Raw genomic sequence first — 26,730 nt, forward strand, 5'->3', positions numbered from 1 at the left:
AGATTCACTGTTGCCGGACACCCGCCCGGGCGACGAACGCTGCCATGCCGCGTCGATCCTCATGATCTGCGCTCATGGCCGCGCGGCGCGGACAGGTGTCCCCGCCCTTCCGGCCGGCAACCATCACATCACCGCCACCCCCGCCCGCGGGGCCGGCAACCTTCGAGGAAGACCGAGATGATACGCAAGGCGTCCGCCCTACTCATCGCACTGCTCACCGCGCTCGGCGTCAGTGTCCTGTCGACCGGCACGGCCAACGCCGCCGGCAACCGGCTCTACAACCTGGGCAGCTGCGCCACACCCGAGGGCAACAGCACCGCCAACGGGGCAGTCATCACCGTCTGGTCCTGCACGGGCAGCAACCTGCAGAACTGGCACTGGCTCAACCAGCACATCGTGCACGACGTCAGCGGCAAGTGCCTGACCCCGCGCGGCAACGCCTCCGCCACCAACGGCACGGTCCTGACCCTGTGGACCTGCGACTGGAGCGACACCAGCCCGCAGGTGTTCATCGGCAACTCCGAGCGGACCTGGACCAAGTTCGGGGGCAAGTGCATCACGAACAAGGGCAACTCCTCGGCCAACGGAACCTGGCTGACCCTGTGGACCTGCAACCCGGAGTTCAACACCGCCCAGGCGTGGGGCCTGGTCTACTGACGATTCCGCGGCGGGGTGTGAGCGGTCCACGCTTTCACCCCGCACCCGTCGTGACCGACTCCCGCCCCGGGCAGCTGATGGAACTCATGCTCCGTCACAGGCCATCGGACCACGAGATGCTGTCGCGGTGATGGTTGCCGCGGGCGAGGCCGTCGTAGTCCTCGCACAGGACGATGCCCGGGTCCCACCAGCAGCGCTCGCCGCCTGCTCGGCGTACCGTCGAACCCGCTGTGCGCGAGGACCACGACGAGCCCGCCGGGCCGAACCGTCTCCCAGCGAGCCCGCCAGTACCGACTCCCGTGACGGATGCCCCGGCGTGACCGCCACCCCCGTGATCGCGTTCGTCGCGCAATCGGTGAACCACGTGACCCACGGGCTGCGGGCATGGCCGTCCACATCGACCAGCACCGGCGCCTGTACGCGGTCGGTCTCCCACGCCTGATGACGCCAGCCCCGCGGCCGGGCCAAGAACCACGTGTGGACCGTACCGGCAGGCAAACCTCCAGCTCACGTCCTTATTCGGAACAGCTGTTAGGAGGCTTTGCTCTCACTGGATTCCTTCTCGGAGGATTTCGGCTCGGCCGGCACGCCGTACCACCCGCATCGGTGGCAAGGGTGCCGGCCTTTTGTGTGCCCTGGCCGGGTGAAGCGCTCGGCCGGTCACGCGGCGGGCTGACCAGTAAGATCCACCTGGCCTGCGACGGCCAGGGCCGGCCCCTCGCGTTCACGCTGACCGGCGGGAACGTGAACGACTGCACCCGGTTCGAAGCGGTCATGGACCGGATCAGGATCGCCAGGCCGGGGCCGGGCAGGCCCCGAACCCGGCCCGACCGCGTCGTCGCGGACAAGGGCTACTCGGCCCGCAAGATCCGCGCCTACCTGCGACGACGCGGCATCGCCTGCACCATCCCCGAACGCATCGACCAGGTCAACGGCCGCATCCGCCGCGGTGAGGCCCGCTGCCGCCTCGACAAGGCGGCCTACCGGCGCCGCAACGTGGTCGAACGCTGCTTCAGCCGGCTCAAGCAGAACCGGGCTCTTGCCACCCGATACGACAAGCGAGCCCGGCACTACCAAGCCATGGTCACCCTCGCCTGCCTCCAACTCTGGCTCCCATGACTTTCCGGACACGCCCTAGCGCTCCAGGCGCTCGACCTCACGGGCGGCCCGCGCGGCGGCCCCGCGCGCGTCCTGCAGGGCCCGTTCGGCGGCCGTCACCGCCGCACCGGCCTCGGCACCGGCCGCGGCGGCGTCGCGGGCGGTGCGCCGGGCCGCCCGCAGCTCCTGCTCCAGGTGCCGCACCCGGTCCGCCGTCTCCTCGGCCTGCTCGGCGGTGGCCCGCCGCGCGTCCCGCGCCTCGTGGAGCTCCCGCTCGCGCAGCCCGGCCGCCTCGACCGCCTCCTCGGCCGTCTCCCGCGCCCGTACGAGCTCGCGCGAGGGCTCCGGCGTGGCGGGCCCGGCCGCGACCGGAGCCGTACGTCCGGCCTTGCCGGAAGCCTTGCGCCCGGCCGTCTTCGCCGAGGCCGTGCGCCCGGCCGCCTTCGCCGAAGCCGTGCCCCCGGTCTTCCTCGAAGGCGTGTGCCCGCCCTTGCCCGAAGCCGTGCGTCCGGCAGTCCCCCGGGACACGCGCCCGGGCTTTCCCTGTGTCGGCGCGGGATGCGCCTCGGACGAGCGGGCGGCCACCGCCTCCGGAGCGGCGTCAGGGAAGCCGACGGCGGCGGAGGGCGGTTTCACGAGCCGGGCCTTCGACCAGCGTGCCGCGGTGTCCGGGTCGGCGAGGACGGAGTGGAGGGTCTGCTCGATCTCGTACGACACCGTGGCGCTGACGGGTTGTCCGGCTTCGCGGGCCAGCTCGGCGGCCTCGCGGGCGAGTGCGGTCACGCGCTGGTGCTGTCGGCGGCTCGCCTCGCGGAGGCGATCGGCGTCGAGGGTGCGGTGGGCCTCGCGGAGGGTTTCGCCGAGGGTGAGGAAGTCCTGTGCTTCCCGGGGTCGTCGCAGGGCGAGGAGGTTGGCGGCCCAGGCGGCGACGGACGGGCGGCGGAGGGCGGCGAGGGCCTTCGCGGCGGCGGCGTCCCCCGCTCGGCGGGCCCGGGCCACGTGCCGGTCCCGTGCCGGGACGAACTCGGCGGGCTTGAGCGCGTACAGCTCGTCGGTGACCTTGTCGACATCCACGCCGCTCACTGTGGCCGTCCGTGCGCGGGTGGGACGGGCGTGGCCGTCCGGGCTGCGCCGGTTGACCGACGCGATCACCCGCCCGGGCGCTCGTCGTCGGGGGCGGTGCGGACGACGGCCTGGTCGCCGTGGGGGCCGAAGAGGTGGAGGATCTCGACGGGTTCGGGGCCGGCGGGGCCGAACCAGTGGGGTTCGGTGGTGTCGAACTCGGCGACCTCGCCGGGGCGGAGGGTGACGTCGCGTTCGCCGAGGATGAGGCGGAGGTCGCCGGCGAGGACGTAGAGCCATTCGTAGCCGGAGTGGGTGACGAGTCGCGGTGCGCGGTGGGCGAGGACCTGCTTGAAGACCTGGACGCGGCCGGGGTACTGGGTGAGGGGGACGAGGACGCTGCCGGGTGCGCGGCTGCGGGGGGTGAGGTGGACGCGGGGGTCGCCGGTGGCGGGGGCGGCCACGAGCCGGTCGAGGGCGACGCGGTGGGCGCGGGCGAGGGGGATGAGGAGGTCGAGGGTCGGTCGCCGGAGGCCGGATTCCAGGCGGGACATGGTGCTGACGGAGATTCCGGTGTCCGCCGCGAGGGTTTCGAGGGTGAGGCCGCGGTCGCGCCGCAGGGCGCGGAGGCGTGGTCCGATGCTGTCGATGAGTGCGGCGAGTTCGGCGTCCATGGGGGCATTGTGCGGTCGGGGGCCGGGTGTCGGCGCGGCCGTTTTGCGGTCTTCGCAAAGTTCCTGGTCGTCGGCCGTTCCCCGGTCCGAACCTGGGCGGCGTCCGGTCCCGCCGTAGGGATCCTGCCGAAGGGGGAGCTCTCGTGCTCACCACGTCCCTGGCCACTCCACCCGCCCCGCTCAGCGCGCGCAGACGCTGGACGGTGCTGGCGGTCTGCGCGCTCAGCATGTTCCTGGTGGGGGTGGACACCACCATCGTCAACGTGGGGCTGCCCGAGATCGGGCGGGGCCTCGACGTGGGCACCCGGGGTCTCGAATGGGTCGTCGACGCCTACACCGTCGTGATGGCCAGCCTGCTCATCGTGTCGGGCGCCCTCGCGGACCGCTTCGGGCGCCGCCGGGTCTTCCGGTGCGGGCTGCTCGTCTTCGGCCTGGCGTCCCTGGCGTGCGCCGCCGCCCCGTCCCTGGAGGTCCTCGTCGCCGCCCGGGCGGTGCAGGGGATCGGGGCGTCGATGCTGAGTCCGGTGGCCCTGGCGATCGTGGTGAACGCGATGCCGGATCCGCGGGAGCGGGCCCGGGCGATCGGGGTGTGGGCGTCGGTCTTCGGGCTGAGCATGGCGGCGGGTCCGGTCACCGGTGGGGCGCTGATCGCCTCGTTCGGCTGGCGCTCGGTGTTCTGGATCAACGCGCCGGTCGTGGTCGCGGCGCTCGTCCTGGTCGCCGTCTTCGTGCCGGAGTCGCGCGGCGAGCGGGCCCGCCGCCTCGATCTGCCCGGCCAGGTGCTGCTGACCGCGGTGCTCTGCCTCTCCGTCGGGCTTCTCATCGAAGGCCCCCGGATCGGCTGGACGTCGTCCGTGGCCCTCGGTGGCTACGTGCTGACGGCGGCGGCCGTGGCCGGCTTCGTACGGGCCGAACTGCGGCGCGGCGAACCCCTGATGGACCTGGCCTTGTTCCGGCGGCCGTCGTTCGCCACGGCGGTGCTCGGTGCGACGGCCGTGTTCGCCGCGCTGAACACGACCCTGTTGCTCGACACCCTCTACCTCCAGCACGCGCGGGGCTGGACGCCGCTCGCGACGGGCGCCGCGACGCTGCCCATGGCGCTCGGCGCGACCGTGTGCGCGCCGTGGGCCGGCAGCATGGTCGGCCGGCTCGGGCCCCGGCGCCCGCTGGTCCTCGCAGGCGCCTTCATCGCGGCGGGCGGTCTGTGCCTGGTGGGCCTCGACCAGGACACCGCGGTGCCGCTGATCCTGTGCGCCCTCCTGCTGATCGGCATCGGCTTCGGCTTCGCGAACGCCCCGCTGACCAACACCGCGGTGAGCGGTCTGCCGTCGTCCCGGGCCGGGGTGGCGGGTGCGATCACGTCCACGGCCCGTCAGGTCGGCGCGGCGGTCGGCATCGCCGTGGCCGGCGGTCTCGTCGCGGGCAGCGGGCCCGCCGACCTGGCCGCCGCGAGCCGTCCGGGCTGGCTTCTCGTGTCGGCCTGCGGCCTGTTCCTGCTCGTCGTGGCGCGCACCGCGGGGTCCCGGGGCGCGGTGGGGTCCGGGCGGTGACGGCCTCCCTCAGGCCGCGACGGCCCGTCGTGCGTACACCTCGATCTCGATCTTCATACGGGGGTCGGCGAGGCCGCACACGAGCATGGTGGCGGCCGGCCTGACCTCGCCGAAGGCGCGGCGCAGGACCGGCCAGCAGGGCTCGAAGTCGGCCCGGTCGGGCAGCAGGTAGCGCACGCGGACGACGTCGGCGAAGGTGCACTCGGCCTGGGCGAGGGCCGTGTCGATGTTGCGGAGGACCTGCTCGGCCTGGGCGACCACGTCGTCGGAGACGGTCATGGTGGAGTAGTCGAATCCGGTGGTGCCGGACACGTGCACCCAGTCTCCGTCGACGACGGCGCGCGCGTAGCCGATCTGTTCCTCGAAGGTGGAGCCGCTGAGGAGGGAGCGTCGCTCTGTCATGCGCCAAACGCTAGGTGAGCGGCACATATACGTCCAATACCGGTTCAGGTGCCGCGTGATATCTCTGGGCGTATGGAGCGACCCGAACTTCCCCTCGCGCAGCTGCACGCCTTCGTCGTCCTCGCCGAGGAACTCCACTTCGGGCACGCGGCGTCCCGACTGGGCATCGCCCAGCCGCCGTTGAGCCAGCAGATCCGGCGCCTGGAGGACAAGGTCGGCCATCCGCTGTTCCGGCGCGAGCCGGGACGCGTGACCCTCACGCCGGCGGGCCGGGAGCTGCTTCCCGCCGCCCGGGGCGCCCTCACCGGTCTCGCGGACGGCCTGGCGGCGGCCCGCGAGGTGGGCGGCGGCAGGGCGGGGCGCCTGCGGATCGGCTTCGCCGCGTCGCTCGCCCTGACCGTCCTGCCCGGCCTGCTGCGGACGCACCGGGAGCGGTTCCCCGCCGTGCGTCTGGACATCCACGAGATGACGACCACGCCGCAACTGGCCGCGCTGCGCGAGGGGACGATCGACATCGGCCTGCTGCGCGAGCCGCCCGCCGACGATCCGGAGCTCGTCTTCGAGACCGTCCTGACGGAGCCCTTCGTGGCCGTCCTGCCGTCCGCGCACCCCCTCGCCGCCCGGCGGTCGGTCCGCGTCGAGGAGCTGGCGGACTCGCCGTTCGTCCTCCTGCCCCGGGCCGTCGGCCCCCGGCTGTACGACCGGATCACCGGCCTGTGCACGGCGGCGGGCTTCTCGCCCGAGGTGGTCCAGCACGCCGTGGAGTGGCAGACGGTCTGCGCCCTGGTGGAGACCGGCCTGGGGGTGTCCCTGGCGCCGGAGAGCATCCGCCGCATCCGCCTCAAGGGCGTGGCCTTCCGCCGGATCGAGCCGGGCGCCCCGCGTACGCGGGTCGCCGTCGCCCGGCGTCTCGACGACGGGGACCCGCTCGTCGCCGGTCTCCTGACGACACTCGCCGAAGTACCGCCACGCGCGCGGCCGTAGCCGGCCGCTTCCGACCGCCGCCGCGCAGGAAGCCGGGAGGGGCAGCCGGGAGGGGCAGCCGGTCGGGCCGCCGGAAGGTCGGCCGCCCTACCCGACGGCCCCTCGGCCTGCCGACCGCTCAGCCGGTCGGCGCCTGCCACGGCCGGAACCACGGGTCGGGCCACTGCTCGGCGGCGGCCAGCAGGGGGAACAGGGTGGCGCCGTCGATGGTCTCGCGGATGATGTCGGCGTGGCCGCCGTGGCGGGCGGTCTCCTCGATGAGGTGGAGCAGGACCCAGCGGACCGACCAGGCGGGCACGTCGGCGGGGAACCAGGGCAGGCCCTGCGGGACGGGGACGGGCCGGCCGAGGTCGGCGATGCCGGCGACGACCTCGTCGGTCTCGCGGATCGCGGCTTCGTACTGGTCGAGCACGCCCGCCAGGGTCTCGCCCGGGGCGAGGCGGAACTCGTCGGCGTCGCTCTCGTCCGCCGCGCGCTGCGGACCCCGCCGGCGCTGGAGGACGAGGTCGGTCCAGCCGGCCTCGCAGCGGGCCGCGTGCTTGATCAGCCCGCCGATGCTGAGTTCGCTCGCGGTGGGCGTCGCCCTGGCCTGATCGTCCGTCAGGCCGTGGGCGGTGGCGCGCAGGTGCCGGCGCTGCTGGGCGAGGTAGGCGAGGAGGCCGTCGCGCTCGTCGGCGACCGGCGGTACGTGTGCGGGCATGGGGCGACCCTCTCGTTCGATCGAAGCGACGGTCAACCCCTTTCTGCAATTTCTTTCATCATCTTTCGCAAGATGGGGGGGCGTTCAGACCAGCCCGTTGTCCCGGGCGTAGAGGGCGGCCTGGGTACGGTCGCGCAGGCCGAGGCGGCTCAGTACGCGGGAGATGTGGTTCTTGACGGTGCCTTCGCTGAGGTAGAGCCGGGCGGCGATCTCCTTGTTCGTCGCGCCGGCGGAGATGAGGCGGAGCACTTCCGTCTCGCGGGGCGTCAGCGGGTCGGGGCCGGGACCGCCGGCCGCGAGGGCGGCGAGGACGGTCTGGTCGAACTGGGCGACGCCGGCGTGCGCCAGCCGGACGGCCTCGGCGAGCCGGGCCGCGGGCAGGTTCTTCAGGAGGTAGCCGACCGCGCCCGCCTTCAGGGCCCGGCCGACGTACTCGTCGTCGTCGAAGGTCGTCAGCATCACGATCCGGCAGCCCGGCAGCCGGCGGCGGAGCAGGGCCGTGGCGGCCACGCCGTCCGTGCCGGGCATCCGGATGTCCATGAGCACGACGTCGGGGCGGCACCGCTCGGCCTCCTCCACGGCCTCGGCGCCGTCCCGCGCGCTCCCCACCACGTCGATGCCGGGCTGGATGCCGAGGAGCGCGGCGATGCCCTCGCGCACGAGGTCCTGGTCGTCGACGACGAGCACCCGCACGTCCGCCGCCTCCGCTCCCCCGGGCCCGGTCACCACGGCACCCCCACCGTGAGGACGGTGCCCCGGTCCGAACTGCGCAGGTCCACCGTCCCGTCGGCGAGCCGGACCCGCTCGCGCAGTCCGGCCAGGCCGAAGCCCTCCTCCGCGCCGTCGAGGCCGCGGCCGTTGTCCGTGACGGAGAGGCGTGCGCCGTCGTCGTCGTAGCGGACCCTGACGTGGATCGCGCTCGCGCCGGAGTGCCGGCAGGCGTTGGTGAGTCCCTCCTGCGCGGCCCGGTACAGGACGAGGAGCGGCCGCCGCTCGGTGCCCGACACGTCGAGGGAGATGCGGTGGGCGCCGCCGTCGAGGTGGTGGACGAGGTCGGCCAGCGTACGGGAGAGGCCCACCGGTTCCGCCTCCGCCTCGGGGCCCAGGGTGCGCACGGAGGCCCGCACCTCGTCCAGGGCCCGGCCCGCGGACCAGCGGGCGTGCGCCACGGCCCGGGCCGAGCCCGCCGGGTCGAGCGAGGCGAACGCCTCGGCCTTCTCCAACTGGACGCCGATCGCGGTGAGATGGTGCCCGAGGCTGTCGTGGATCTCGCGCGCGAGACGGTTGCGCTCCCGGGCCGCCGACAGCTGCGCCACCTGCGCGAGGGTGCCTTCGAGCCGGCCCCGCGCCCGCTGTTCCCGTACGGCCACCGCCGCCATGGCCAGGGCGAGGACGACTCCGAGGGAGAACATCAGCAGGTCCGCGATGTACTCGGCGCGCACCTCCCAGTCCGGCACCCACGCCGTGAACGCGCCCGCGAGCAGTGCCACGCAGCCCGCGCCGAGCCACATCCCCGCGGCCGGCCCGAACGCGAAGAACCCCAGGAACGGCACCAGTACGAACAGCACCCGCGAAAGCCCCGAGGTGTCGAGGGCGGCCACCGCACCGAGCAGGGCGACCCTGAGGGCGAAGACGGCGGTCCCGTGGATCCGCCAGGCCCGCCCGTCCAGCGCGGCCAGGACGCACAGGAGCGCGGCGAACGCGGCGGTGCGGAGACCGAAGCCCGGTCCGATCAGGGCGTAGTAGACGCCTCCGGCCAGCACGGCCCCGTACAGGACCGTGGGTATCCAGGGCACAGGGCGCGGCATCGGGCCTCCTCCGGGGACTCCCGCGCGGACGCACGGCTCCCGCAGCGTACGCGGACGGAACGAGGGCGTCGGCACGAAGTCGCCCACCCTGCAAGGAAGGTGACCGATGGTCATGTGCCTTCCTGGTCAGGCCACCCCTGCCGTTCCGTACTTACCCCCGGTGACCTGCGGTTCCTAGATTCCTCGGGGTCAGCCCACCACGAGATGAGGTTCCATGCGCAGTCGTTCCCCGCGCCTCCGCTGCCTGGCCGTCGCACCGCTCCTGACGGCCACCGTCCTGGCCGTTCCGGCCACCGCCGCTCCCCTTCCGACGGCCGGCCCGTACGCCCGGACGGCCGGCCCGTACGCCCCGGCGTCCGGTCCGACCGGGCCCGCCGGGGTACGCGTCCCCGGCGCCGAGTACACCGTCTCCGCCCGCCTCGCCGATCTGACCACGACGGGCACCCGGCTCACCGGGCACACCGATCCGGCGGACTGGGCGGGTCTGGAGGCCCCCGGCACGACGACCCCGTCCGGGGTGCCGGGCGTGCAGGTCGACGGCTACTTCCCCGACTCGTCCACGACCAACACCAACCACGGCTGGCGGCACGACAGCCAGTTCGTCATCCGGCTGCCCGACGACTGGAACGGCGGGCTGGTCGTCGCGGGCCCGCCGGGGCTGCGCGAGCAGTACGCCAACGACCGGATCATCAGCGACCAGGTCCTCGCGAGGGGGTACGCGTACGCCGCCACCGACAAGGGGAACACCGGCCCGGAGATCCACGAGGACGGCGAGCGCCCCGGCGACGCGATCCTCGAATGGCACCGCCGGGTCACCCAACTCACCGTCGCCGCCAAGGCGGCGGCCGGACGGCACTACGGCCGCGCCCCGCGCTCCACCTACGCCGCCGGCCTGTCCGCGGGCGGCTACCTCGTCCGCTGGCAGCTCGAACACCGGCCGGACCTGTACACCGGCGGACTCGACTGGAACGCCCTCACCTTCACCCCCGGCGGCGGCCTGCTCGCCACCCTCCCGCCCGCGCTCCGCGCCTATCCCCGCCACGAGCAGGGCGACCGCACCGCCGCGGCCGAGCTGCACGCCGTCGGCTACCCGAGGGGCTCCGAGCCGCAGTGGGGCTGGCACCACGCCCGCCAGTGGGACCTCCTCCAGCGGGTGGTCCGCGAGGAGCTCGACCCCGACTACGACGGGGCCGGTCGGGCCGGCACCCCGTTCTGCCCCGCGGGCACCGGGGCCGGCTGCGACACGGACTACGACTTCGCGTCCCGCCCGCGGGCGGTGCACGAGGCCGTGGCACGGGTCTCCCTCACCGGGAACATCCGCCGCCCGCTCGTCAGCGTCCAGGGCAGTCTCGACGCCCTCACCCCGCCGGCCGCGTTCGGCGACGTCTACCACCGCATGGTCGCCGACGCGGGCCGCGCCGCGCTGCACCGCTACCGCACGGTGCCGGGCGGCGCCCACACCGACGGCCTCGTCCCGCTCGACGCGGACCACCTGCGGCCGATGCTCGACGACTTCACCGCCGCCCTGAGCGACCTGGAGGCGTGGACGCGGCGCCCCACCCCTCCGTGCCGACCGGACGGCCGCACCGACGCACCCGCCGCCGTCCGTCGGGCCGACACCACCGCCACCACCGCCACCAACCGTCGAGCCGGCGCGATCGCCGCCACCGGCCGGGGCGACCGGACCGCCGCCACCCGCTGAATCGGCAGGGCCGCCGCGTCCCGCGACGCGGCGGTCACTCCCCGGCGGCGTCCGCGGCCTCGCGGGCGATGCGGTCGAACTGGGCGCCCATGGCCTCGGCGAGCGCCTGGGCGGCGGAGAGCGGCCGGACCATGACGGTGAAGTCGTCGATCCTGCCCTCCTCGTCGAAGTGGAGGAAGTCGCAGCCCTGGATGCGCTTGCCGCCGACGGTGGCCGTGAAGACGAGGGCGTGGTCGCGGCCGGCGGGGTCGGCGATCTCGCGTTCGTAGGCGAAGTCCTCGAAGACGCGCATCACGCCGCGCAGGATCGCCGCGGTGATGGCCTTGCCCGGGTAGGGCTTGAAGGCGACGGGGCTGGTGAAGACGACGTTCTCGGCGAGGAGCGCCTCGATCGCGGCCTCGTCGCGGTTCTCTACGGCCTTGCGGAAGGGATGCACGGGACGCTCACCTCTAGGCAACTTGTTGAATAGGTGTATCGGAGATTACGAGCACCATGGCCAGGTGTCTATACTCGCTTTCGCGACTAATCAACGATGCGAAAACCGGGACGGTCCGGCACGCACCGCTCCCGGAGAGAGGCCCTGCCCATGACCGCCACACCGGTTCGCTTCTCGCGGTTCGTGGCTCTCGGCGACAGCCAGACCGAAGGCGTCGGCGACGGCGACGACACCACGGGGCTGCGCGGCTGGGCCGACCGCCTCGCCGAACACCTGGCGCGGGACAACCCCGACCTGCGCTACGCCAACCTCGCCGTCCGCGGCCGCGTCGCCGGACAGGTCCACGCCGAGCAGCTCGCGCCGGCGCTCGCCCTGCGGCCCGACCTGGCGACCGTGGTGGCCGGGGTCAACGACCTGCTGCGGCCCCGCTTCGACGCCGACGAGACCGTCGGCCACCTGGAGGCGATGTTCGCCGCGCTGACCGCCGGCGGAGCGCTCGTCGCCACCCTCACCTTCCCGGACGTCACCCGCGTCATCCCGCTGGCCCGGCCCGTCCGCCACCGCCTCGTCGCCCTCAACGACCGCATCCGCACGGCCGCGCGGCGGCACGGCGTGGTGGTGGCGGAGATCGGCGACCACGAGGTCGCGAGCGACCTCCGCCTGTGGAGCGCGGACCGGCTGCACACCAGCCCCCTCGGCCACGAGCGCATCGCCGCCGCCGTCGCCCAGGCGCTCGCGCTGCCCGGCAGCGACGACTCCTGGACCCGCCCCCTGCCCGCGCCGCCCGGCCACGGCACCGACGGCGTGGCCCGCGAGCTGCGCTGGGCCGCCGAGTTCCTCGGTCCGTGGCTCGGCCGCCGGCTGCGCGGCCGCTCCTCCGGGGACGACCGCACCGCCAAACGCCCCGACCTCGCTCCCCTCGCCCCGGATGTCATCATGTGATCTTCGGAGGGGAACCGAGGGGGTCGGTGGTGGCGGACGTGAGCCGTGTGGCGCTCTTGATCGGTGTGAGCGACAACCCCGGTGTCGCCCGGCACCTCCCGCCCCTCGGGGCCGCCATCGACGCCGACCTCGCGGCGATGGAAGCCGCCTTGCGGGGAAGCGGCTACGCCGTCGAGACGCTGCGCGACCCGACGCGCAACGAGATCACCGAGCGGATCACCGCGCTGGCCGCCGCCGCACCCGCCGGGAGCACACTGCTCCTCCACTTCACCGGGCACGGGGTGCGCGTCGGGGACACCGACTACCTGGTGCCCGCCGACGCGCGGGCCTCCACCGGAACCGGCGCGGCCGGGGGCGGTTGGGATCGACCGCACGTCCGCGAGTCCCTCCTCGAGGCCGACATCAGCCGGTACCTCGTCGACTGCGCCGCCCACACCGTCCTGTGGCTCGTCGACGCGTGCCGGTCGGCCGAGGACGCGGCGGGGGCCGCGTTCGGAAGCCGCATCCTCACGGGTCCGCCCCGCTCCGGCTTCGCCGTGCTGACCGGCTGCGGGCCCGGCGAGCAGGGCGGCTGCTCGGAGTCGGGCAGCTTCTTCTCGCTCGCCCTCGCGCGGGCCTTCGACCCGCTGACCGAGGCGACCACGGTCCAGCAGGTGTACGAGGCGGCCCGGCGGGAGACCCGGAACCTGTCCCGGCGCGCGGGGGCGGGGACGCAGCGGGTCCAGGTCCGGTACGGCGCCGATCGGGAGGCGGAGACCAGGGCGCGCGAGGTCGCCGGGGGCAGGCGCTTCCTGGAGGAGTGGCAGGAGGCCGTGCGGATGCCGGCGCTCTGGGACCGGGTGGCGACGGGCGACGACGAGGCCGTCGCCGGCTTCCAGGAGTGCCTGGCCGTCCTCGCGGCCGACGTCGCCCGGCACGTGCACCACGCGCGGCAGCGGCTCGACGACCCGTGGGCCGACGACGAGTTCCCCGTACGGCTGCTGCGCGACGTCCTCCCGATGCTGCTGCCCAAGGACGCCGGGCTGTCCGCCCTGGAGGTCACGGCCCTGATCGCCGGTGTCCTGCTGCACGAGGCGGCCTGGGCCGACCGGCTGGGCCAGGCCGCCGAGGTCCGCCCGCGGTCGGTGCACCGCCGCCCGGACGCCGACGACCTGCGGCGGCACTACGAGCAGATCACCGAGCACCATCCCCAGATCACCGACAAGATCGCGGACTGGTTCTGGTGGGACGCCGACCCGTCGGACGACCGCCATGCCGTCGCGCTGTGGCTGACCCACCGGTGGATCGCCGAGCGCTTCGCCACCGACGAGGAGCCCGTGCCCGAGGTGTGGTGCGCCGGCTTCACGGCCCGGCTGCTCGACGGGGCGGTTCCCCCGGCGGGTGCCCGGAGCGCGGCGACCACCGGCCGGGCGGCCCACCTCTCGGCGGCCCTGCGGACCGTGGCCGCGGGACTCGCCCTCGGGGACGCGCCCGACGGCCGGCGGAGCACGCTCCCCGAGCGCCACGTCGTACGGAAGACCCCGCAGCGCCTGCGGACGGGCCCGCTGGCGGCGCTGCTCCGGGTGGCGGGACTGCTCTCCTTCGACGCCCGGCGGATGCCGGAGGTCGTCGCCGAGCACCTCGCGGTCTCCGACCCGGTGGTGCCGGACGAGCTGATCACCGTGCTCCGCGACGCCGTGTGGGAACTCGACCGGACCGGCGAGGCACCCGCCTACCTGCATCTGGACGCCGTCTGCCCGCACCCCGCGGTCCACGCGGCGCTCACCTCGGCCGTCGAGGACGCCGACGAACTCGTCCACGCCCTCGCCGAGTCGGCCAGGCGGCTCCCCACCGACGAGGGCGCCCTGCTCGGCGGGTTGCCCGCCCGCCTCACCGTCCACCGCCTGAGGCCCGCCGAGCAGGACGGCCTCGACGCGTACGACGTCCCGCTGACCCGGTTCTCCCTGGCCCAGACGGAGATCCGGCGCCTGCTCATGGGCGAGGAGCTGTACGACGGGAAGCCCGCGCTCGCCCTGCGGGAGCTCTACCAGAACGCCCTGGACGCCTGCCGCTACCGCGACATGCGCGTCCGCTACCTCCGGAGCTGCGGCAAGGCACCCCGCACCTGGGCGGGCGGCATCACCATCCGCACCGGCCGGGACGAGCACGGCCGCCGCTACGTCGAGTGCCTCGACAACGGCGTCGGCATGACCGAGAGCCAGCTCAGGAGCACCTTCACCCAGGGCGGCCGGCGCTTCGACCAGTCCCAGGCGTTCCGCCGCGAACAGGCGGCCTGGCTGCGCCAGGACAGGACCCTGCGCCTGTACCCCAACAGCCGTTTCGGCATCGGCGTGTTCAGCTACTTCATGCTGGCCGACGAGATGGTGATCACCACCCGGCCGGTCGGCCCCGACGGCAGGCCCGCCGAGAAGGCGCTGCGCGTCGAGATCCCGGTCAGCGGCAGCCTGTTCCGGGTCCGGGAGGTCGACGAGCGGGGTCCCACGGACCTCCCGGACGGCGGCACCCGCGTCCGCCTCTACCTGCGCAACGACCGCCGGCTGAGCGGCGATTCCTGTCTGTCCGCGCTGCGTTCCCACGTCCTGGTCAGCGAGTTCGCCCTGGACGTGCGGGACGAGGACGGCCGGGGGGCCACCTGGCCGGCGGGCGTCCTGCAGGCGGGCGAGGGGAAGTTCACGATCGCCGCCGACTCCGCCGTGGAGGCGGTGCCCGGGACCCTGTGGTGGGTCGAGGGCGGCGGGGCGATCGTGTGCGACGGCATCGTCACCGACAAGGGAGTGTTCGGGCACGTCCTCAACCTGTCGGGCGAGCACCGGGGCAAGCTCAGCGTCAACCGCAACAAGCTGGAGGACTTCGACGTCCGGTGGGCGCACGAGCAGATCCGCCTGGGGGCTCACGCGCTGGCCGAGTGGCCCGCACTCACCCTCGACTGGCTCTGGTCCATGGAGACGCGCAACCCCGCCGCCGCCCGGATCCTGTGGCGGGAGTGGCGGGGCAAGGGCGTCCGGGTCGCGTCCGGCCGGGGCCGCACGGTCGACCTCGACGACGTCGGCTGGTTCAGGCTGGACACGCACGTGGACGGACGGTCGAGGAGCAGGGGCAAGGAGGGCCGGCTCCACGACGCGATCCGGCCGTGGCGGACCGCCGCCCTCGGGCATCGGCTCGGCAGGGAGCGCGAAGCGGCTCCCGTGTCCCTCGAAGGCCATCCGGTGCCCCAGCCGGGCTGGTCGCGCATCGCCGACGACGTCGAAGGGGACTGGCGGAACGCCGTCAAGGTCGCCGAAACCCAGCGGGTGGAGGTCTCAGAGGTACTGCGCGCGGCGCGGTCCCTGCGCGTCGCGCATCCGCGGCTGGCCGCCCCGGCGGTCTTCGGCGACGGTGATCTCGACTGGAAGCCCGACTACACCGACCTGCACGTCATGTCCGGACTCCTGGGCCCGGAGAGGAACCCGTACGGCAACATCACCGTCGGCTTCGGGGGCACCGCCACGGGGAAGGACCGCGCGAAGGACGAGATCCACTACCGGCACCCGCCGCGGGACCTCGGCGGAATCGTCCGCGCGTCCGCGGAATACCGCACGCCGCTGGGCGAGTTGACCGACACCTGTGCCAGGTACGCGCCGTTCCTGCCCGATCCCGTCCCCTCCGCGCCCGACCGTCACCGCGACCACGTGTGCACCCGGGACGAGCTGTCGCTGCTCTACGTCCCGCACGGCGAGCACGGCTGGCGGCCCACCACCACCCCCTGGGACCTCCGGGCGGCGGCGCTCCGGGCGGGCTGCGCGACGCGCGAGGCCGTGCGGACGGTCGCCGACTTCGGCTGGCTGCGCCCGGTTCCCGATCCGGTGGCCGTGGAGCGCTGGGCCTCGGTTCCGTACGACCTCTTCCATCTCCTGCGGCGCTACGTCGTGGACACGGGCGACGGACGCACGGTGCTGCCGTGGGCCGCCACCCTGGACCTCGCCGCGGAGTGGGAGATCCCGCTGCACAAGGCGGAGCGGATCCTCGCCGCCCACGCGCGGGAACTCGGCCTGGTCCACCGCCGTCGGTACACGAAGGGATCGGCGGGGCGGACGGTCGTCCCGTCGCCCGAGACCGGGACGCTCGTGGGCTGGCTGCACGACGTGGACGTCCGGCTCGAACACGGGGTGTCCCTGCGGGACCTCGCCTACGTCAGGCCGCACACGACCGGCTGGGAGGAGCTCTCCTGGACCCTCGACGAACTGCGCTCCGCCGCCGTGTCCCTTCCGGACGCCGCACGCCTGCTGTGCGCCTGGGACGAACTGCCGACGCCCAGCAGGTACGCGTTCTCCGGCCCCGATCCCTCCTGGGACTCGGCGAACTACCCGGTCGCCGCCACGTCGGCCGTCCTGTTCACCGCGAGCCAGGAGCTCCGCGAGAAGCTGTCGTACCTGTGGAAGACGGCGAGCCGCGAGGCGGGCCGCCTGGAGCTGGGGCCGGACCTGGTCGCGGCGGAACTCCCCAAGGAGCTGAAGAAGTTCTGCCCTTCCAGGGACGAGACGATCGCCCTGATCACCTGCGGCGTCGACGACGACGATGACGACGCCGAGTGGTGCGAGAGCCCCCGGTGGACCCCGCTGACCCCGATGAAGCTCGCCGTCTACGCGCGCGCACGCCACCAGGACGTACAGGAGGCGTACGCCGCACTCGAACCGCTGCGCGCGATCGGGGCGCTCGTACCCGTGCTGGACGCCGGGGCCGTGGCCGCCCTCCCCGCCGAGACGCCCGACGCGTACACCCTCGCGACCCTCGACCCCGACCACCGCGTCTCCCCCGCCGGATCGCCCCTGGCGCCCCTCGACCTCGTCAGCATCGCGGGCCGCCTCGGCGAGCCCGTCGGCCGCACGTGGCAGCGGATCAGGCCCTACCTCGCCCTCGAAGGGGGAGCGCCGCCGCTCACCGGGGTGCCCGACGCCGTACCGCGCTGGCAGGACCTGACGATCCTCTCCGAACGGCTCGACGGAAGACTGCCCGCGCTCGGCGGGACGGTGAGCGCGGAGCAGGTGGCCGTCCGGGCACGGGCGGTCGGGGAGTCGCCCGCTTGGGTGCGGGAGCGGCTGCGCCTGTACGCGACGCTGTTCGGGCTGGAACCGGAGCCCGAGGACATGCCCGAGCACCCTCCCGGCGGCACGCCCTAGGCTCCGTGGTGGCCCTGCGCCCGGCCCGCGCGTGCGCTGCGGCTCCGTGGGCGCGTGGCCTGCGGCCGGGGCACGTCAGCGGACGCCCTCCCAGAGGAGCCGTTCCGGCGCCCGGGGGTCGGGGACGGTGGTGGGGGTGGCGGTGAAGGTCATCGTCGCGCGGGTCGTCGTGTCGTACGCCGGCCAGCCGGGGTCGCCGGTCTCGGCGAAGGAGACCCAGGCGCCGTGGACGGCGTCCGCGAGGGCCTGGGGCGGGTGGTCGCCGAGGAGCGGCGCGTACGACGGGTCGTCGAGACGGTCGAAGACGAAGGGCAGTTCCAGGGCGTGGCAGGCGCCGAGCTCGCCGTCGAAGCGGGGGGAGCGCCAGGCGAACTCGTAGAGGTGGGAGCCGGGGACGGATTCGGCGAGGCGGATGGCGGGGATCCGGTAGAACCAGTCGGTGGCCACCGCGTCGAGGAGTTCGCCCGGGGTGGCGTCCGGGCGGGTGGCCCGGTAGACGGGGAGGGCTTCGTCGGGGTCGAGGCCGTAGGCGGCGGTCATCGCGCGGAGCGAGGATTCGGGGAAGGCGTGGAGTCTGTCCGTCGGGACGAGGAAGAGGCGGTACTCCTCGCGGTTGCTGCCGACGAGGAGGTCGACGCCGCAGTCCGGGCCCGGCAGGGTGAGGCCGGAGTGGACGGGTTCGAAGGGCATCATGTTGAGGACCGCCTCGCCCCACCGGGCCGGGTCGGGGTCCGCGCCGATCTCCGCACGCAACTCCGCCTGGGACTGGATGAGTTCGGACACGGGTACGGCCTCGAAGGCGTCCGGGGTCGGCTTGGTGCCGAGTTTCTCCGCCAGGCGGGCCGCGATCAAGCGGGCCGACGGCGGGCGCAGGAAGTGGTGGCAGGCTCCGCTCTGCAGGACGGCCCGGTGGAACAGGCCGCGGGCCGCCTCGGTGGTCAGCAGGGTGCCGATGCTCATCGCGCCCGCCGATTCGCCGAAGACCGTCACGCGGTCCGGGTCGCCGCCGAAGGAGGCGATGTTGTCCCGGACCCAGTGGAGCGCGGCGATCTGGTCGAGCAGACCCCGGTTGTCGGGGCGGTCGGGAAGGTGCAGGAAACCGTCGGCTCCCAGGCGGTAGTTGAGCGTGACGCTGACGACGCCGTCCCGGGCGAAGGCGCTTCCGTCGTACGCGGACGCCGAGCCGGAGCCGTTGGTGAACGCCCCTCCGTGCAGCCAGACCATCACGGGGAGGCGGGCGCCCGGCCCCGGCGCCGGGGTCCGGACGTCGAGGTTCAGGCAGTCCTCGCCCGGGATGTCGTGCTCCGGGATGAGGGCGTCGAAGGGCGGGGCGTAGGGGGCGTGCGGCGCCGTCGGCCCGTGCGCCGTGGCATCGCGTACGCCCGTCCAGGGCTCGGGCGGCGCGGGTGCCCGGAACCGCAGGGCGCCGAAGGGCGGGGCGGCGTACGGGATGCCGAGGAAGGAGGTCACCCCGTCGGGGGAGGTCCGGCCGCGGACCTCCCCCTGCCGGGTGCGGCACACGGTCATGCGGACAGGACCTCCAGGAGGGCCTTGCCGAACTCCTCGGGGCGTTCGATGTGCACGGCGTGCCCGGCGTCGGCGACGGCGACCTCCCGCACGGTGCCGCCGGCCGCCGCGTAGCGGTCGAGGACCCGACGCGTCTGCGCCAGCATCGGCTGGGCGGGGGTGCCGTCCCATCCCGGCACCGCGCCGAGGGCGCCGAGGTGCGCCAGGTCGAACATCGAGGTGTCGGAGACGATGACGTCGTCCTCGCCCCGGATCCACAGGACCGGCGGCTTGGGGTCGATCAGGTGCAGGTCGTCGACGCGGAAGTGGATCGGGGCGAGGCAGTTGAGCACGCCGCGGGTGCCCGGCGCGATCCCCGGCCAGGCTGCGGACTCCGTGCTGTCGCCCGGGTAGTGGTCGTCGCCGAGGCGGGTGGTGAGCATGGCCGCGACGTACGCGTCCTCGTGCTCGGGGCGCAGCGGCGGCTTGACGTAGCAGGCCGCGAGGACGGACCGCGGGGAGAGCGGGGAGTCCTCGCCGAGGTCGCCTTCGGCGAGCAGCCTGACGAAGTCCGGGTTGGCCGTGCCGCCGCCGGATCCGGCGCCGTCCTCGGAGTTGAGGGTGCCGTCGGCTCCGTGGGTGCCGCCGAAGCCGTACGGGGAGACGGGGTTGACGAGGGTCAGGGAGCGGACGGCGGCGGGGTGGTCGCGCAGGAACTGGGTGACCACCCCGCCGCCCATGGACCAGCCGACCAGGTGGGCCCGGTCGATGTCGAGGGCGGTGAGCAGCTCGGCGAGGTCGTCGGCGTAGTCCCGCAGGCCTCGGGTGGCGTCGACGGGCAGCGGGTCGGTGCCGCCGAAGCCGCGCAGGTCGACGGCGATGGCGCGGTAGGGATCCGGCAGCGCGGTGAGGGTGGTGTGCCAGAACGCGGAGGAGGAGACGTTGCCGTGGACGAAGACGACGGGTTCGCCGTCGGTCCCGGTCTCGGTGATCTGCTGGGTCAGTCTGCCGGTGGTGACGCGGCGGGTGCGGAGAGCGGTCATGTCCTCGGGTCCTGTGGTCGTGGCGGGTGCGTCAGGAGAGCCAGGTGGCGACCTGGGCGGCGGCCGTACCGTGCCAGCCCAGTTCGAGGTGGTTGGCGGCGGCGACGGTGGCCGTGCCGCCGACGGTGGGGATGCCGGTGGTGTCGAGCGCGCTGGAGGTGAAGACGACGCCGTCGCTGGGGCCCCGGTTCTCGTTGAAGATGCCGACGATGTCGGCGGATCCGCCGGCGAGGAGGTAGGTGGTGACGGTGGCCGGCACGCCGGCGGCGTGCAGCGGGGCGATCAGCGATCCGGCGTCGATGGCGGCCTGGATGCCGCTGCCGGCGGTGTAGAAGCCCTGGCCGCCGTAGTACGTCGTGTACCAGTCCTGGGCGGCGCCGTCGACTCCGTACACGCCGTCCCAGCGGGCCAGCATCTGCCGCTGGCCGGGGTAGTTGTCGTAGCCGCCGGCCGGTGTCATGGAGAACTCGGGGCGGGCGGTGTACGTGCCGTAGCAGGTCATGTGGGAGTGCGGGGAGGGCGCGTTGACCTGGCCGCCGCACGCGGGCCAGATGGAGAAGTCGTGCGCCCAGCCGTGGGCGTACGGGTAGTCGTAGCCGCCGTTGGGGCCCCCGAGGGTGATCAGCCTGCGGACGTCGCCGGCGTACGTCCGGCCCCAACTCGGCTTCAGGGAGGACACGTAGGCGCGGGTCGACATCTCGCCCTTGCTCCAGCCCACCAGGTCCACCTTGGTGACGCCCAGCTTGGCCTTGATCGCGGCGATGGCGTCGCCGACGATCTGCGCCTGCATCAGGTTGTCGCCCTGCTTGTGGGCGAAGCCGACGGCGAAGACGCGGTGGCCGCGCTGGGAGAGGTACTGCATGAGCCCGGTGGAGGGGCAGGAGGCGGCGCCGCAGCCGTAGCCGCCCGATTCGCCGGGGTTCGCCCAGGCGCGGTCCGCGGTGTCGTTGGCGCCGTGCACCAGGAGGACGGGGGTGGTGCGGCTCCCGGTGTTCCAGCCGGGGGCGGAGTAGAGCAGGAACCGGCCGGAGGAGGGCCGCGAGACGCCACCGAAGTACGTGACCCGCTTGCCGTCCTGGTCACCGCGGCCGTCCGGCGGGAAGCCCTCGGTGCGGAAGCCGGTGGTCGTGTCGAGATAGCGCTCGACACGCTCCCAGCCGTTGGTGACGGTCCCGGCCCCGTAGGTCGCCTCGAGGGTGAGGTACGAGGGTGTGGCGGCGGCCGTCGCGCCGCTCGCCGCGGCGGGTGGCGCCACCACGGCGGCCGCGACGACCCCCACCACGGCCATCACGCGGGCCGCACGCAGCCGCCACCGGCGTCCAGGACTCGTTCTGTCGGCCATGTTCCGGCCTTCCCCGCTCGTGCGCTCTTGGCGCGTCCGCCCGATGGCCGTCCCGGCACCGGGTCCGCACACGGTAGGCGGACGCGCACGCACGGGGCATATGGGTGAGCCACACAAAGCGAGCCGTGCAAGTGGTGCGAGAACGGCACGTCGGCGCCCCGTCAGGTCTCCTCCTCCGTGGCGAGCAGGCGTGTGACGGGCGGCCCGATCAGGGCCGGGGCGTGCACGGGACTCACCCAGACGTGCGTGCGGAGGAAGTCCAGGAAGCCGTGGGCCCGCTCGGCGGTGGCGAAGGACAGGTCGACGACGACGTAGGCGGGGTCGTCGAGGGGGCGGCTCACCCGGTGCCGGAGCACTCCGGCGTCTCGGCGGGCGTCGGCGAAACGGTCGAATGCCTGCTTCCACACGGTGTAGTCGGTGATCGGGTGCTCGATGTGCAGGGTGATCACGGCTCCTCCTTCCAGAGGCGCGTGGGATTCGAGGGAACGGTTCCAGCGTGGGTGACGGCGCCCGGTCGCGTACATCCCAGATTTCTGGGGTTTCGGCCGTACGCTCCGCCCATGGCTCTGCCCGCCTCCCACGCCCGCTCCCGCGAACGCGTCCTGCGGATCTGCGCGACCGGCGGGGACGCGCACGCTCTCCGGGTCCACCTGCTCCGGGAGTTCCGGGGGTTGCTGGGCGTCGAGGCCTTCGCGTTCCTGCTGACCGACCCGGTGACCTCGGTGGGGTGCTCGCCGGTGGCCCGGGTCCCCTTCCTGCCGGAGCTGCCCCGGTTGATCCGGCTCAAGTACCTGACCTCCGCCGACCGCTGGACCTCCCTGACGGGTGCCGCGGCGCTGAGCGGTCTGCCGGAGGTCGAGAGGGGGCCGCTGTGGACGGAGCTGCTTCGCCCGGCCGGGGTGCGGGACGTGGCGTCGGCGGTCTTCCGCGACCGCTTCGGATGCTGGGGGTTTCTCGATCTGTGGCGGTACGGAGCCGATTTCGGCACCGCGGACCTGGCCTATCTGGACGCGGTCGGCGACGCGGTCACCGAGGCCCTCCGGCGCGCCCAGGCCGCGGCCTTCCCGGCCCGCCCGCCGGGTGCCGCACGTCCGGGCCCGCTGGTGCTGCTGCTCTCCGGAGACCTGCGGGTGCGCGGCCGAACGCCCGAGGCCCCCGCCTATCTGGCGGGTCTGATCCCGCCGGAGGAGGGCCGGGCGCCGATCCCGGCGGCCGCGTACAACGTGGCCGCGCAGCTCTTGGCCGGCGAGGCGGGGATCGACCCGAACCCGCCCCGCGCGCGCGTACACCTCGCCGAGGGGCTGTGGCTGACGCTGCGCGCGGCCCGGATCGAATGCGACCCGGGCTCCGAAGTGCCACGGTCCGGGCGGGAGATCGCCGTGACGATCGAGGAGACCACGCCCGCCGACCGCCTGGACGTGTTCTGCCGGGCCCATGGGCTGACGGCACGCGAGACGGAACTCCTCGGCCTCCTCGCGGAGGGCGCCGACACCGGCGCCGCGGCGCACGCCATGTCCCTGTCCGTCCACACGGTCCAGGACCACCTCAAGTCGGTCTTCGCGAAGACGGGCACGCACCACCGCCGCGGGCTCCTGGCGCGGGCGTTGGGGTCCTGACCCCGGGCATGCCGCGTGACGGAGCACCGATGCTCGCGCTCGGTGGCAGGATCGTGCACGGTGCGGAGGCAGGAGCATGCCAACGGGGAGTCCTGTGGAGGAGGGGGTTCGCTGCGATGCTTCTGATGTGGTCGGGGATCTCGTCCCGGGCACCTCTGAGGAAACGGCGCCGGGCGCCGGGAGGGGAAGAACCATGATGCGTACCGCCACCAGCAAGACCGCCCGAGGGATCGCGGCGGCGATGCTGACCGCGCTGGCGACGGCAGGGGCGTTCACCGCCCTCGCGGGGAGCGCCACACCGGCGAGCGGTGACGCCGCCGTGGCGGCGGGGAGCTGTCCCGATCCCCAGAACGCGTGTTGGGTCAACGGCTGGCAGGAGAAGCCGGGCACCTGACCCTGTGCGGCGTGCCCGCCACGGGGGTGGGTCCAGCGGTCCGGGTGCCGAGCACGACGCGCGACCCACCGCCTTTCCAGTACCTCGTCACCGACCGACCGTGGAGCACCGCCGATGCACCGCATGCAGATCCTGGGAATCACCCCGGCCGAGGAGCAGACGTACCGCCACCTGTTGAGGCATCCCGGCAGCGGCGTCGCCGAGACCGTCGCCGCGCCCTGGCACCCGCCCGGGGCCGGTGCGGCTGCCGTGGGGCGGCTGAAGGCCCTGGGCGCCGTGGTCGAGAGCGACGGAGCGCTGTGGCCGGAGGAGCCGCAGGTGGTGGTGGGCCTGCTGGCCGAGCGGCTGCTGGCCGAGCTGCACACCATCACCCGCAGCCTTGCCCAGGTCTACACGGTGGTGCGCTCCCTGGAGGACGAGGCGGCCGCCGTCGGCCGGCCCGAGGAGGCTCACACGCCTCCGCAGGACAGCCGGCTGGTGGAGCGGATCACCGATCCCACCGCGTTGCGGGCGAGGGTGGAGGCCCTCGCCCTGAGCACCCGCTCCGAGGTGCTGGCGGGTGGGCTCTGCGAGGAGGTCGACCCCCGGGTCCTCCGGCTGACCTTGCCGCTGGGCCTGCGGATGCTGGCGCGCGGCGTCACCGTGCGGCTCCTGGTGCGGCGGTCCCTGCTCACCGACCCGGTGGCCGTCGCCCACCTGCGCCGACTGGCCGACGCGGGCGCTCGGGTGCGGGTGCTGTCCTCCCCGGACAGCCCGATGGCGGTGTGCGACGGCGGGACCGCGCTGGTGCCGGTCGAGCCCTCGGACATCACCAAGGGCGCGTTCGTCACGGCTGAACCCGGCGTGGTGAGCACGGTCGTCAACCACTTCGAGCGGCTGTGGACGGACGCCCGGGAATTCGGGGACGGCTGACGGCCGGGTCACGCCCCGGCTGTCAGACCCACCCGAATGTCAGACCCACCCGACCGTCAGACCCACCCTCGTTCTCGGGCCAGCAACGCCGCATGGGCGCGGTTCTCCGCACCGAGGAGCCGCATCAGCTCCGATATGTGGCGGCGGTAGGTGCGCAGTGCGGTGCCCACCTGGCGGGCGCCGGTCTCGTCCTTGCCGACCGTGCACATCGCCCGCAGCACCTGTACTTGCAGATCGGTCAGTTCGGGATCGCTCGACGAGTCGTCCCCCTGACCGACCAGGTCGGTGAACTCCTCGGCCCCCGCCCACAGACGCTCGAAGTTGTTGACGACGGTGGTGACGATCCCCTCCTCGCTCGAGCAGAGGGCGCCCTTGGAGGTGTTCTTCGGGTCCACCGGCACCAGCGTGGTGTGGTGGTCGTACACGATCATCAGCTCGCTCAGGTCCTCGACCACCCGGATCCGGGCCCCGGCGGCGGTCAGTTCCTGGAGGTAGGCCCGCGTGGTGTCGTCCGCCACCGCGGAGGCGCGGACCAGGTTGCGCAGGACGACGCCGCGGCGCAGGCAGCGCAGGTCGAGCGGGCGGGAGTGCTTGATGTTCTCCGGGGTGAGCGCGTCGTAGGGCTCGGAGGCCAGAACCTCCGCACGGGCGAAGAACGCCAGTTCGTCCAGACGTTCGCGGATGGCCGATAACCCCATCAACCGTTCCACCGGGGCGTGTTCGGAGTTCGGGCCCTGGTCGCGCGCGTCACGCGCCAGGGAGTCCACGATGGGTTTCAGGTCGGACAGCGTGCGGATGGTGCTGTAGAACTCCTCCAGGCGCTGCTGGGCCAGCCGGTTGACCACCAGGTCCGGCTTGTGCGGCCACGCCTTGCCGTCGTCCTCACGGATGACGTGCAGTTCCCGCAGCCGCCGCACCGCTGCTTCCAAGCAGAGGGGTTCCTGCCTCAACAGGACGTGCACTTCGTCGAGTTCGACGCCGGGGTTGCGCAGCAAGTGCCGGTAGAGCTCCTCTTCCGCCGCAGTGAGACCAAGGACCGCCATGTGGTGCACGAGCAAGAGGCACTCCCGTGGGAGAGGACGTCGGGAAGGATCCGGCCGGCGTGTGCTGCAGGAATTGTAGGAGGGAGGTGCCCGAAGGGTAAAGGTTTCCCCAGGAGCCCCTGGTGACTCAGCAGTAGGATCTCCGGTCCAGAAGCGATCAGGCCGGATCCTGCATCGGGTTGGCCGTATCTGGCCAACAGGCCTTGTTCCTCGCCGCCCTGGGCACTGCCATATTCGGTCATGAGGGAGGTGTGGTGCTGACCACACGACGCGAGGGGGACACCGCCGGCGGCCCCTGCGGCCCGGGGCCGGTACCTGCCTCAGCACTTCACACGAGAGGTGGCAGAGCCAGATGCTTTTCCGACTGCTGGGACCTGTGAGGATCGCGGGCGGTGCCGAGACGCAGTCGGCGGCCCGCCGCGCGCTGCTCACCGCGCTGCTCCTGCGCCGGGGACAGTTCGTCGGCATGGGCGAGCTGACCGAGCTGTTGTGGGACGACCCGCCGAGCTCGGCGGTGGCCAACATCAGGAGCCACCTCACCGGGCTCCGCCGCGGCCTGGACTCCGCGCTGCCGGGACTGAGCAAGCGGCTGACCACCAGCCGCGGCGCGGAGACCGGGTACGCCCTCAGCGTCGACGCGGACGAACTCGATCTGTCCTGCTTCCTGAAGCTCGCCCGGAAGGGCAAGGAACTGCTCGCCGCGGGCGACCACCGGGCCGCGGTCGGCCACCTGGACGAGGCCCTCGCCCTCTGGCACGGCCCGTTCGGCCAACGGCTCCCGGCCACCCGGTGGTTCCACGCGCATACCGTGGGCCTCAGCAACACCCGCTTCGAGGCCTGCCAGGACTTCTTCACCGCCTGCCTGCTGACCCATCGGACCGAGATGCTCTCGTACCGCATCGAGACCGTGCTGGCCGAGGCCCCCTACCGGCAGCGGCTGTGGCAGCTGCTCGCCGCCACCTACTGCACGCAGGGCGACGTGGCCGGTGCGCTGGGCGTGATCGAGCGATGTCGGGCCGTCTTCGCCGACGAACTGGGCCTGGACGTCCCTCCCGGTGTCGAGGCCATCCGGGCCGCCGCGCTGACCTGGGACACGGAGCGGGCGCACCGCCTGGTGGCCGAGATGGCGCGCCAGTGACGGCGGGCATCCGGTCGGCCGGGGCTCGGGTCCGACGGCGACTCCGGTCGCTCGCCGTAGGGGAACTGGTCAACGTCCCGTTGCAGACGGCCATCTGGTTCGGCGTGGTCGGCGTGCCGCCGACGGCCGCCAACCTCTTCGGGTTCGCACTGGTCACGCTGCTCCTGCTGGAGGGCGCCGCGTACTGGACGGTCAAGCTCCGCGCCCTGTCCGCCGGTAGCGGCGCGCCGCTTCCCGGGGCGGCGGTGTTCGCCGCCGCTCGGGTGGTCAACCTGGTGCTGCTCGGTCTCGGCGTACCGCTCACCGTTCTCGCGGTGGCCGACGCCCCCGGGACCGGGAGCATCCCGGGCCTGCTCTTCACGCTCTTCGCCGTCCTGGAGCACGTCAACTATTTCCATACCCAGCTGATGTACGACACTCCCGAGGACCGGCGCAGCCGCCGCAGGAACGGGCGGCGCCGGGCACATCTGGCCCGCGACCTGGAGCGGGCCCGGAAGCTCGGGACCGGGCGACCGTCCGCCGACGAGGCCGGTCGCTCCTGACGTCTCGGCCGCACCGTGACCTG

General features: G+C 73.6%; 23 protein-coding genes and 1 pseudogene. 12 read left to right on the forward strand and 12 right to left on the reverse strand.

Annotation, left to right across the window (positions count from 1 at the left end; translation table 11 throughout):
• Positions 1-177 precede the first annotated feature (177 nt).
• A complete protein-coding gene (locus ACFCY7_RS30110) occupies positions 178-657 on the forward strand; it encodes an RICIN domain-containing protein (RefSeq protein ID WP_367826989.1) in 480 nt (159 codons plus the stop codon).
• A 642-nt stretch (positions 658-1,299) separates the two neighbouring features.
• Positions 1,300-1,776, forward strand: a pseudogene (locus tag ACFCY7_RS30115) (IS5 family transposase); the annotation flags it as partial.
• Positions 1,777-1,791: 15 nt separating this feature from the next.
• Here the strand turns inward: ACFCY7_RS30115 and ACFCY7_RS30120 are convergent.
• Both ACFCY7_RS30120 and ACFCY7_RS30125 read right to left on the reverse strand, forming a co-directional pair.
• On the reverse strand, positions 1,792-2,829 hold the full coding sequence (locus tag ACFCY7_RS30120; RefSeq protein ID WP_376489213.1) for a hypothetical protein: 1,038 nt from the start codon (positions 2,827-2,829) through the stop codon (positions 1,792-1,794).
• A 74-nt stretch (positions 2,830-2,903) separates the two neighbouring features.
• On the reverse strand, positions 2,904-3,491 hold the full coding sequence (locus ACFCY7_RS30125; protein ID WP_376489214.1) for a helix-turn-helix domain-containing protein: 588 nt from the start codon (positions 3,489-3,491) through the stop codon (positions 2,904-2,906).
• A gap of 143 nt (positions 3,492-3,634) precedes the next feature.
• Here ACFCY7_RS30125 and ACFCY7_RS30130 point away from each other — a divergent pair, with 143 nt between their 5' ends.
• A complete protein-coding gene (locus ACFCY7_RS30130) occupies positions 3,635-5,041 on the forward strand; it encodes an MFS transporter (RefSeq protein WP_376489215.1) in 1,407 nt (468 codons plus the stop codon).
• 9 nt (positions 5,042-5,050) lie between these two features.
• Here ACFCY7_RS30130 and ACFCY7_RS30135 read toward each other — a convergent pair whose 3' ends face one another.
• Positions 5,051-5,443, reverse strand: a complete 393-nt coding sequence (locus ACFCY7_RS30135) for a RidA family protein (RefSeq protein WP_376489216.1) — start codon at positions 5,441-5,443, stop codon at positions 5,051-5,053.
• A 72-nt stretch (positions 5,444-5,515) separates the two neighbouring features.
• Here ACFCY7_RS30135 and ACFCY7_RS30140 point away from each other — a divergent pair, with 72 nt between their 5' ends.
• Complete coding sequence (locus tag ACFCY7_RS30140) at positions 5,516-6,427, forward strand: LysR family transcriptional regulator (protein WP_376489217.1); 912 nt, start codon at positions 5,516-5,518, stop codon at positions 6,425-6,427.
• 118 nt (positions 6,428-6,545) lie between these two features.
• Here ACFCY7_RS30140 and ACFCY7_RS30145 read toward each other — a convergent pair whose 3' ends face one another.
• The 3 genes from ACFCY7_RS30145 to ACFCY7_RS30155 form a co-directional block, all read right to left on the reverse strand.
• Positions 6,546-7,127, reverse strand: coding sequence for a DinB family protein (locus ACFCY7_RS30145; RefSeq protein WP_376489218.1), 582 nt, complete (start codon positions 7,125-7,127; stop codon positions 6,546-6,548).
• An 84-nt stretch (positions 7,128-7,211) separates the two neighbouring features.
• Positions 7,212-7,856, reverse strand: coding sequence for a response regulator (locus ACFCY7_RS30150; RefSeq protein ID WP_376489219.1), 645 nt, complete (start codon positions 7,854-7,856; stop codon positions 7,212-7,214).
• Entirely contained in the window at positions 7,850-8,935 is a 1,086-nt protein-coding gene (locus ACFCY7_RS30155; RefSeq protein WP_376489220.1) for a sensor histidine kinase, read from the reverse strand. Before ACFCY7_RS30155 ends, ACFCY7_RS30150 begins: the two co-directional genes overlap by 7 nt.
• Before the next feature lie 214 nt (positions 8,936-9,149).
• Between ACFCY7_RS30155 and ACFCY7_RS30160 the strand changes: the two genes are divergently transcribed.
• A complete protein-coding gene (locus ACFCY7_RS30160; protein ID WP_376489221.1) occupies positions 9,150-10,637 on the forward strand; it encodes a tannase/feruloyl esterase family alpha/beta hydrolase in 1,488 nt (495 codons plus the stop codon).
• 34 nt (positions 10,638-10,671) lie between these two features.
• On the opposite strand, the gene ACFCY7_RS30165 is transcribed toward ACFCY7_RS30160, so the two are convergent.
• Positions 10,672-11,073, reverse strand: a complete 402-nt coding sequence (locus ACFCY7_RS30165; protein WP_376489222.1) for a nuclear transport factor 2 family protein — start codon at positions 11,071-11,073, stop codon at positions 10,672-10,674.
• A gap of 150 nt (positions 11,074-11,223) precedes the next feature.
• On the opposite strand from ACFCY7_RS30165, the gene ACFCY7_RS30170 reads away from it, so the two are divergent.
• A complete protein-coding gene (locus ACFCY7_RS30170) occupies positions 11,224-12,015 on the forward strand; it encodes an SGNH/GDSL hydrolase family protein (RefSeq protein ID WP_376489223.1) in 792 nt (263 codons plus the stop codon).
• A 38-nt stretch (positions 12,016-12,053) separates the two neighbouring features.
• The gene (locus ACFCY7_RS30175; RefSeq protein ID WP_376489224.1) at positions 12,054-17,171 is read left to right on the forward strand and encodes a caspase family protein; all 5,118 of its coding nucleotides are present in this window, start codon (positions 12,054-12,056) and stop codon (positions 17,169-17,171) included.
• A 75-nt stretch (positions 17,172-17,246) separates the two neighbouring features.
• Here ACFCY7_RS30175 and ACFCY7_RS30180 read toward each other — a convergent pair whose 3' ends face one another.
• The 4 genes from ACFCY7_RS30180 to ACFCY7_RS30195 all read right to left on the reverse strand — a co-directional run bounded on the left by ACFCY7_RS30180 (position 17,247) and on the right by ACFCY7_RS30195 (position 21,511).
• The gene (locus ACFCY7_RS30180) at positions 17,247-18,698 is read right to left on the reverse strand and encodes a carboxylesterase/lipase family protein (RefSeq protein WP_376489225.1); all 1,452 of its coding nucleotides are present in this window, start codon (positions 18,696-18,698) and stop codon (positions 17,247-17,249) included.
• Positions 18,695-19,720, reverse strand: a complete 1,026-nt coding sequence (locus ACFCY7_RS30185; protein WP_376489226.1) for an alpha/beta fold hydrolase — start codon at positions 19,718-19,720, stop codon at positions 18,695-18,697. The genes ACFCY7_RS30180 and ACFCY7_RS30185 overlap by 4 nt, the downstream gene beginning before the upstream one ends.
• Positions 19,721-19,751: 31 nt before the next feature.
• Positions 19,752-21,062 carry an esterase/lipase family protein gene (locus ACFCY7_RS30190; RefSeq protein ID WP_376489227.1) on the reverse strand — a complete coding sequence of 437 codons (1,311 nt, stop codon included), beginning with the start codon at positions 21,060-21,062 and terminating at the stop codon, positions 19,752-19,754.
• 161 nt (positions 21,063-21,223) lie between these two features.
• Positions 21,224-21,511: a hypothetical protein gene (locus tag ACFCY7_RS30195; protein ID WP_376489228.1), complete on the reverse strand. Its 288-nt coding sequence runs from the start codon at positions 21,509-21,511 to the stop codon at positions 21,224-21,226.
• 111 nt (positions 21,512-21,622) lie between these two features.
• On the opposite strand from ACFCY7_RS30195, the gene ACFCY7_RS30200 reads away from it, so the two are divergent.
• From ACFCY7_RS30200 to ACFCY7_RS30210, 3 genes are all read left to right on the forward strand, one after another.
• Entirely contained in the window at positions 21,623-22,678 is a 1,056-nt protein-coding gene (locus tag ACFCY7_RS30200) for a LuxR C-terminal-related transcriptional regulator (RefSeq protein WP_376489229.1), read from the forward strand.
• Between the two features lie 193 nt (positions 22,679-22,871).
• On the forward strand, positions 22,872-23,072 hold the full coding sequence (locus ACFCY7_RS30205) for a hypothetical protein (RefSeq protein WP_376489230.1): 201 nt from the start codon (positions 22,872-22,874) through the stop codon (positions 23,070-23,072).
• 123 nt (positions 23,073-23,195) lie between these two features.
• Positions 23,196-23,984 (forward strand): helix-turn-helix transcriptional regulator, encoded by a 789-nt coding sequence (locus tag ACFCY7_RS30210; RefSeq protein WP_376489231.1) that lies wholly within the window; start codon positions 23,196-23,198, stop codon positions 23,982-23,984.
• 56 nt (positions 23,985-24,040) lie between these two features.
• Here the strand turns inward: ACFCY7_RS30210 and ACFCY7_RS30215 are convergent, their stop codons facing one another.
• Entirely contained in the window at positions 24,041-25,027 is a 987-nt protein-coding gene (locus tag ACFCY7_RS30215; protein ID WP_376489232.1) for a helix-turn-helix transcriptional regulator, read from the reverse strand.
• Positions 25,028-25,379: 352 nt separating this feature from the next.
• Here ACFCY7_RS30215 and ACFCY7_RS30220 point away from each other — a divergent pair, with 352 nt between their 5' ends.
• Together ACFCY7_RS30220 and ACFCY7_RS30225 are read left to right on the forward strand one after the other, a co-directional pair.
• The gene (locus ACFCY7_RS30220; RefSeq protein ID WP_376489233.1) at positions 25,380-26,165 is read left to right on the forward strand and encodes a BTAD domain-containing putative transcriptional regulator; all 786 of its coding nucleotides are present in this window, start codon (positions 25,380-25,382) and stop codon (positions 26,163-26,165) included.
• Positions 26,166-26,245: 80 nt separating this feature from the next.
• A complete protein-coding gene (locus ACFCY7_RS30225; protein ID WP_376489234.1) occupies positions 26,246-26,707 on the forward strand; it encodes a hypothetical protein in 462 nt (153 codons plus the stop codon).
• Positions 26,708-26,730: the final 23 nt, after the last annotated feature.

Origin of the sequence: Streptomyces sp. NPDC056361, assembly GCF_042262805.1 — a bacterium.
Lineage (GTDB): Bacteria > Actinomycetota > Actinomycetes > Streptomycetales > Streptomycetaceae > Streptomyces.

What these genes read in the sequence shown, in the direction of transcription:
- ACFCY7_RS30110 (WP_367826989.1), top strand. Translation starts at nt 178, where the DNA reads ATGATACGCAAGGCGTCCGCCCTACTCATCGCACTGCTCACCGCGCTC.
- ACFCY7_RS30125 (WP_376489214.1), bottom strand. Translation starts at nt 3,491, where the DNA reads ATGGACGCCGAACTCGCCGCACTCATCGACAGCATCGGACCACGCCTC.
- ACFCY7_RS30135 (WP_376489216.1), bottom strand. Translation starts at nt 5,443, where the DNA reads ATGACAGAGCGACGCTCCCTCCTCAGCGGCTCCACCTTCGAGGAACAG.
- ACFCY7_RS30140 (WP_376489217.1), top strand. Translation starts at nt 5,516, where the DNA reads ATGGAGCGACCCGAACTTCCCCTCGCGCAGCTGCACGCCTTCGTCGTC.
- ACFCY7_RS30145 (WP_376489218.1), bottom strand. Translation starts at nt 7,127, where the DNA reads ATGCCCGCACACGTACCGCCGGTCGCCGACGAGCGCGACGGCCTCCTC.
- ACFCY7_RS30155 (WP_376489220.1), bottom strand. Translation starts at nt 8,935, where the DNA reads ATGCCGCGCCCTGTGCCCTGGATACCCACGGTCCTGTACGGGGCCGTG.
- ACFCY7_RS30160 (WP_376489221.1), top strand. Translation starts at nt 9,150, where the DNA reads ATGCGCAGTCGTTCCCCGCGCCTCCGCTGCCTGGCCGTCGCACCGCTC.
- ACFCY7_RS30170 (WP_376489223.1), top strand. Translation starts at nt 11,224, where the DNA reads ATGACCGCCACACCGGTTCGCTTCTCGCGGTTCGTGGCTCTCGGCGAC.
- ACFCY7_RS30180 (WP_376489225.1), bottom strand. Translation starts at nt 18,698, where the DNA reads ATGACCGTGTGCCGCACCCGGCAGGGGGAGGTCCGCGGCCGGACCTCC.
- ACFCY7_RS30185 (WP_376489226.1), bottom strand. Translation starts at nt 19,720, where the DNA reads ATGACCGCTCTCCGCACCCGCCGCGTCACCACCGGCAGACTGACCCAG.
- ACFCY7_RS30190 (WP_376489227.1), bottom strand. Translation starts at nt 21,062, where the DNA reads ATGGCCGACAGAACGAGTCCTGGACGCCGGTGGCGGCTGCGTGCGGCC.
- ACFCY7_RS30200 (WP_376489229.1), top strand. Translation starts at nt 21,623, where the DNA reads ATGGCTCTGCCCGCCTCCCACGCCCGCTCCCGCGAACGCGTCCTGCGG.
- ACFCY7_RS30205 (WP_376489230.1), top strand. Translation starts at nt 22,872, where the DNA reads ATGATGCGTACCGCCACCAGCAAGACCGCCCGAGGGATCGCGGCGGCG.
- ACFCY7_RS30210 (WP_376489231.1), top strand. Translation starts at nt 23,196, where the DNA reads ATGCAGATCCTGGGAATCACCCCGGCCGAGGAGCAGACGTACCGCCAC.
- ACFCY7_RS30215 (WP_376489232.1), bottom strand. Translation starts at nt 25,027, where the DNA reads ATGGCGGTCCTTGGTCTCACTGCGGCGGAAGAGGAGCTCTACCGGCAC.
- ACFCY7_RS30220 (WP_376489233.1), top strand. Translation starts at nt 25,380, where the DNA reads ATGCTTTTCCGACTGCTGGGACCTGTGAGGATCGCGGGCGGTGCCGAG.